Source organism: Streptococcus sp. 2021WUSS126 (assembly GCF_044427255.1).
Classification (GTDB): domain Bacteria; phylum Bacillota; class Bacilli; order Lactobacillales; family Streptococcaceae; genus Streptococcus; species Streptococcus hashimotonensis.
Genome location: NZ_JAOTGI010000038.1, coordinates 1 through 6,058 on the forward strand (window position 1 = coordinate 1; position 6,058 = coordinate 6,058).

Annotated in this window: 7 protein-coding genes and 1 pseudogene; all 8 read left to right on the plus strand. The window is 42.6% G+C overall.

Annotated elements, in window-relative coordinates; all coding sequences use genetic code 11:
• Nucleotides 1–263: 263 nt before the first annotated feature.
• On the plus strand, nt 264–1,391 hold the full coding sequence (gene hemW / locus ODU39_RS10095; protein ID WP_136671010.1) for a radical SAM family heme chaperone HemW: 1,128 nt from the start codon (nt 264–266) through the stop codon (nt 1,389–1,391).
• Between the two features lie 228 nt (nt 1,392–1,619).
• Complete coding sequence (locus ODU39_RS10100) at nt 1,620–2,360, plus strand: acyl-ACP thioesterase domain-containing protein (protein WP_398580377.1); 741 nt, start codon at nt 1,620–1,622, stop codon at nt 2,358–2,360.
• On the plus strand, nt 2,347–2,964 hold the full coding sequence (locus tag ODU39_RS10105; protein WP_398580378.1) for an NUDIX hydrolase N-terminal domain-containing protein: 618 nt from the start codon (nt 2,347–2,349) through the stop codon (nt 2,962–2,964). Before ODU39_RS10100 ends, ODU39_RS10105 begins: the two co-directional genes overlap by 14 nt.
• Nucleotides 2,965–2,973: 9 nt before the next feature.
• Nucleotides 2,974–3,747, plus strand: a complete 774-nt coding sequence (locus tag ODU39_RS10110) for a TIGR01457 family HAD-type hydrolase (protein ID WP_015647053.1) — start codon at nt 2,974–2,976, stop codon at nt 3,745–3,747.
• The gene (locus ODU39_RS10115; RefSeq protein WP_015647052.1) at nt 3,737–4,366 is read left to right on the plus strand and encodes a TIGR01906 family membrane protein; all 630 of its coding nucleotides are present in this window, start codon (nt 3,737–3,739) and stop codon (nt 4,364–4,366) included. Before ODU39_RS10110 ends, ODU39_RS10115 begins: the two co-directional genes overlap by 11 nt.
• Before the next feature lie 97 nt (nt 4,367–4,463).
• Nucleotides 4,464–4,640: a 30S ribosomal protein S21 gene (gene rpsU / locus ODU39_RS10120; protein ID WP_000048054.1), complete on the plus strand. Its 177-nt coding sequence runs from the start codon at nt 4,464–4,466 to the stop codon at nt 4,638–4,640.
• A gap of 104 nt (nt 4,641–4,744) precedes the next feature.
• Complete coding sequence (gene galE, locus ODU39_RS10125) at nt 4,745–5,761, plus strand: UDP-glucose 4-epimerase GalE (RefSeq protein ID WP_398580379.1); 1,017 nt, start codon at nt 4,745–4,747, stop codon at nt 5,759–5,761.
• A gap of 150 nt (nt 5,762–5,911) precedes the next feature.
• A pseudogene (locus ODU39_RS10130) lies at nt 5,912–6,058 on the plus strand (IS4 family transposase); the annotation flags it as partial.

Consider the following 6,058-nt stretch of genomic DNA (forward strand, 5'->3'; position numbering starts at 1 on the left):
ACATCTATTTTTATAATCATCAACGATTTCAAGAACGCAACAACGGCCTTGCCCCTCTTGAAATGAGGAACAAGGCCGTCGCCTAATCTTTTATTATTTCATTGTCCACTTGACAGGGAGCAGTTCAATCATAGAATCGTTCTTTGTTCATGACTTAATTCCTTTTGTAGATTTTGTAAGTTTACTATATTATATCATTGTTTTGAGGGGGAAGTGATGGCTGTAAAAAATATTTTTATAGACAGTGTGCTATAATAGTTCTTATGAAAAAACGACCGACATCTGCCTATATCCACATTCCATTTTGTACCCAGATTTGTTACTACTGTGACTTTTCCAAGGTCTTTATTAAGAACCAGCCTGTTGACGAGTATTTGGCAGCCCTCATGGAAGAGGTCAAGTTTTACGACCTGCCAGCCCTCCGCACGCTTTATATCGGAGGCGGAACACCATCGGCTCTCTCGGCAGACCAGCTGGACTATCTCCTGACCAATCTGGAGGACTTGCTGGACTTGTCACAGGTGGAAGAATTCACTATCGAGGCCAATCCGGGTGACTTGACGGCAGACAAGATTGCGGTTCTGAAAAAGTCCAAGTGCAATCGGGTGTCGCTTGGCGTTCAGACCTTTGATGACCGTATGCTGAAAAAAATCGGTCGTAGCCACAACCAGGCCCAGATTTATGAAACCATTGCTGCCCTCAAGGAAGCGGGTTTTCACAACATTTCCATTGACCTGATTTATGCCCTGCCTGGTCAGACCATGGAGCAGGTGGTGGACAATGTCGCCAAGGCCTTGAAGCTGGACATTCCCCACATGAGCCTCTATAGCTTGATTTTGGAGAATCACACGGTCTTCATGAACCGCCAGCGTCGCGGCAACCTCCATCTGCCCAACGAAGATGTGGAGTCCGATATGTTCGACTACATCCTTCAGGAGTTAGAAAAAAACGGCTTCGAGCACTACGAAATTTCCAACTTCACCAAGCCAGGATTTGAAAGTCGCCACAACCTCATGTACTGGGACAACTCGGAGTACTATGGTCTAGGAGCTGGAGCATCTGGCTACATCGACGGCATGCGCTACCGCAACCGCGGCCCCATCCAGCACTACCTCAAGTCCATCCGAGAAAAAGGCCATTCTCGCTTACACGAAGAATTCCTCAGCCAGACCGAGCAGATGGAAGAAGAGATGTTTTTAGGCCTACGGAAAAAAACTGGCGTGTCCATTGAGCGATTCGAGGAAAAGTTTGGTATCTCTTTTGAAGAACGCTACGGTCAGGTGGTCAGGGACTTGAAAAATGAAGGTCTCTTGCAAGAAGAAGACCGTTGGCTTCGTATGACCAAAAAGGGATTGTTTCTTGGCGATACAGTTGCCGAGCGTTTCATATAGTCACTCAGTTTGTTTTATTACTTCGACGAGCGAGGAAACTTCGTTCCCTTATTTCCAACTTCAAACACTCCACTGGAGTATTTGAACTCGCTTTGCCGTACTCTACGAATGTTACTTACTATCGTAAGTACGATTTCCAACCCTCAATAGTCCAGTGGACTATTGAAGCTATCTGCAGCTGTTGACGCAAACTGAAAGACTATACTTTAAGATTAGAAAGAGGACACAATGGGACTAAGCTACCAAGAAGAGTTCACTATTCCCTTTGATATGGTGGATGTTAAACAAGAAATCAAATTGCCTGACTTTATTTCCTACTGTCTTGGTGTGTCAGGTCGGCAGTCGGAAGAACTGGGTCGTAGTGACCTCTATGTTTTTCAGGAATTTGGCTTGATTTGGGTGGTGACAGATTATGAACTGACCATTCAAGACCTCCCTAAGTACAATGAAACCATCACGATAAAAACAGAAGCGGTTGCCTACAACAAGTTTTTCTGTCATCGGATGTTCTATATTTACGATGAGGCGGGCAATCTTTTGTTAGACATTCTCTGCTACTTTGTCCTGATTGATTTTGAGACTCGCAAGGTGGCGCCTGTGCCAGAAGCCTTGATTGCCCCTTATCAATCTGAGCAGGTCAAGAAATTACCCCGGGCTCCCCAGTATCAGCTCTTGGAAAATCCATCTGTTCAAGAATTTCCTGTTCGCTATTTTGACTTGGATATGAATGGTCATGTCAACAATGGCAAGTACCTGGAATGGATGTATGAAGTACTGGGCTATGATTTTCTGCTCTGCCATGTCCCTAAAAAAATCCAACTCAAGTATCTTAAGGAAGTAGAGGCGACTAGCTTGGTGAGTTCACGCATGGTGGCAGAAGCTGGTGTCAGCCAGCATGAGATTGTGGTGGATGGGCATATCCATGCTCAAGCTGTCATAGAATGGAGGGAAGGTCATGTCGCAGGATAAGTGGTTGGAATGGGCCGTGCGTTTACAAGCCTTGGCTCAGACAGGCTTGGCCTATGGAAAAGATGTTTATGACATGGAGCGTTTCGAAGAAATCAGGCAGATTGCGGCAGAAATGTTGGTAGAGCCATCTGGACAGCCTTTGGAAGTGGTGACAGACTTGTTTTGCAATGAAACAGGCTATCAGACACCCAAGCTGGATACCCGAGCAGCTATTTTTCAAGAGGATAAAATCCTACTTGTCCAGGAAAACGATGGGTTCTGGTCCTTGCCAGGTGGTTGGTGCGATGTGGACCAGTCCGTCAAGGAAAATGTTGTCAAGGAAGTAAAGGAAGAAGCGGGGCTGGATGTGGAGGCTCTGCGAGTCGTTGCGATTTTGGACAAGCACAAGAACAATCCTGCCAAGTCAGCCCACCGCGTGACCAAGGTCTTCATTCTATGTCGTCTCCTTGGCGGGGAGTTTCAGCCTAATTCGGAAACAGTTGCCAGTGGCTTCTTCAGTCTAGATGACTTACCACCGCTCTACCTTGGGAAAAATATAGCTGAGCAGTTAGCACTTTGCTTGGAAGCTAGTCGGTCTGAGCATTGGGAAACACGATTTGATTAAGGAGGAAAAATGACATATACAGGTTATTTGATTGATTTGGATGGTACGATTTATGAAGGGAAAAAGCGGATTCCTGCTGGTGAACGTTTTATTCATCGCTTGCAAGAACGTCAGATTCCCTATTTATTCGTGACCAACAATACCACCCGCCGTCCTGAGATGGTGCAGGCTATGTTGGCTGAAAACTTTAACATTGAGACACCGCTTGAAACAATCTATACAGCTAGTCTGGCGACAGTAGATTATATGAATGATTTGGGCAAGGAAAAGACAGTCTATGTCATTGGAGAAGACGGGCTCAAGTCTGCCATTTTTGAGGCAGGTTATGTGGAAGATACGGAAAATCCAGCCTATGTTGTTGTCGGTTTGGATACTCAGTTGACCTATGAAAAACTGACCATTGCCACCTTGGCTATTCAAAAGGGAGCGACCTTCATCGGTACCAATCCTGATTTGAACATTCCGACTGAAAGAGGCCATTTGCCAGGAGCAGGCTCACTTATTGCGCTTTTGAAAGCTGCTACCCGAGTAGAGCCGACCTTCATCGGTAAGCCTGAAGCCATTATCATGGACAAGGCTCTGGAGATTTTAGGCACAGAACGCAGCCAAACGGTTATGGTGGGAGATAACTACCTGACGGATATTCGTGCAGGGATTGACAATGGATTTCCAACTCTTTTAGTCCTGACTGGATTTACCAAGCCAGAAGAAGTAGCAGACTTACCCCTGGCTCCAACCCATGTCCTCAACAGCCTAGATGAATGGAGTTTTGATGAGAACTAAGTTACAGATTATCGGAACGATTTTATTTGTCTTGTCGGCAGCAGTTCTAGGAACCATCTACCTAGCTTGGCTAGTTTATCCGCTTGAGATTTCTTTTTTGGGGTTGGAAAAAGTGGTCTACATGAAAGCGGCAGATATTTCCTATAATTTCAATATCTTGATGAACTATCTGACCAATCCATTTGCAAGTGTTTTAGACATGCCAAATTTTTCATCCTCAGCTGATGGTCTGAAACATTTTGCAGATGTGAAACATTTATTCCATTTAACTCAGGGGATTTTTATCCTCACCCTCCCTGCCTTTGTGCTTTTTGTAAAAAACATTCTGCTAAAAGGTTATGGAGACTTGGTTAAAAAGGTCATTTTCTGGACCATGCTTACGCCAATGATAATCGGTTTATTAGGTGTTCTTGTTGGCTTTGATCAGTTTTTTGTATTATTTCATACGGTGCTATTTCCAGGGGATTCTACATGGCTATTTGACCCTGCAAAGGATCCTGTCATATATATTTTGCCACAAGAGTTTTTCTTGCATTGCTTTGTATTATTTTTTGTCCTTTACGAATTCTTCTTTGGGACAATACTGGCGTGGACAGGAAAAAAGAACAGGATAGGATAAGAGCGTAAAATTCATATTTTAGAATTAAAAAATATTGACAAATGAGTTGAATCATAGTAAAATGATAAAGACTTTGAAATTGAGGGGAGTGAAAAAAATGTCAAAAACAGTAGTACGCAAGAACGAATCACTTGATGATGCTCTTCGTCGTTTCAAACGTGCGGTTACTAAAGCTGGTACTCTTCAAGAAACACGCAAACGCGAATTCTACGAAAAACCATCTGTAAAACGTAAACGTAAATCAGAAGCAGCTCGCAAGCGTAAAAAATTCTAATTGAATTTGAAAACGGCCGAAAGGCTGTTTTTTGTTTACTTTTTACAACAGGTAACATATAATAGGGATATAGAATTTTTGTCCAGGTGAAAAGGAGTAAAGAGATGAGTATCTTAGTTACTGGCGGTGCAGGTTATATTGGTAGTCATACGGTTGTCGAATTGTTAAATTTAGGTAAAGAAGTAGTAATTGTTGACGATTTATCTAATGCAAGCATCCAGGTATTGGATCGTATTGAAGAAATTACAGGAAAGAGACCGACCTTCTATCAGCTAGACGTAGCAGATAAACGGGGATTGCGTCAGGTGTTCGAGAAAGAAAATATCGAGTCAGCGATCCATTTTGCTGCATTTAAGGCAGTAGGAGAATCAGTTCAAAAACCTGGTGCTTATTACGAAAATAATATCATGTCCATTCTCTCATTGGTTGAAGTGATGGCTGAGTTTGATGTGAAGAAAATCGTCTTTTCATCTAGTGCGACTGTTTATGGCAGTTTTAATCCCTCTCCTTATCAAGAGGACATGCCAGTAGGAGTTCCAACAAGCCCGTATGGTCAAACGAAAGTCATGTGTGAACAGATTCTTCGCGACATTTATGTTTCTGATTCAGAATGGTCTATTTCGTTGTTGCGCTATTTCAATCCAATTGGAGCTCATGAGTCAGGCTTGGTTGGGGAAGATCCGTCAGGCATTCCAAATAATTTAATGCCATTTGTAGCTCAGGTAGCAGTTGGTAAACGTGAATTTCTCAATATTTTTGGTAATGCATACGATACGCCAGATGGGACTTGTGTACGAGACTATATCCATGTTGTTGATTTGGCCAAAGGACACGTACGAGCATTAGAAAAATTAGATGAAGCTAATCAGGTTTATACTTATAACCTAGGTTCTGGTCAAGGAACAAGTGTCTTAGAATTGGTAAATACTTTCATTCAAGTAACAGGTGTAGATGTTCCGTATCGCTTTGCACCAAATCGAGCAGGAGACCTTCCGTCCTTTTATGCGAATGCAGACAAAGCTCTGGCTGAACTCAACTGGAAAACAGAAAAAACAATTGAAGACATGTGTCGCGATACGTGGAACTGGCAATCGAAAAATCCAAATGGATACGAAGGATAATAAAAGATGTGAGTGGAGGCTCACATCTTATTTTTGTAATTATGGAAAAGAAAAACAGGTATGGAGACCAATGTCATTAAGTTAACTAACCTATCACATTTTGTGGTGGGTTATTTTTTATGTTACACTAAAAATAAAAGGGGAAAAGTCATGCTAGATCAGATTAAAGTTCATTTACTTGATAGTATTAACGACATCGTTTCCACCGCAAACCAGTTTGTGCTTCATCCTGAAAAAGATTTTAGTCGGAAAAGTCAGCTAACGATGAAAACCATGATTCAAGCTATACTTACCATG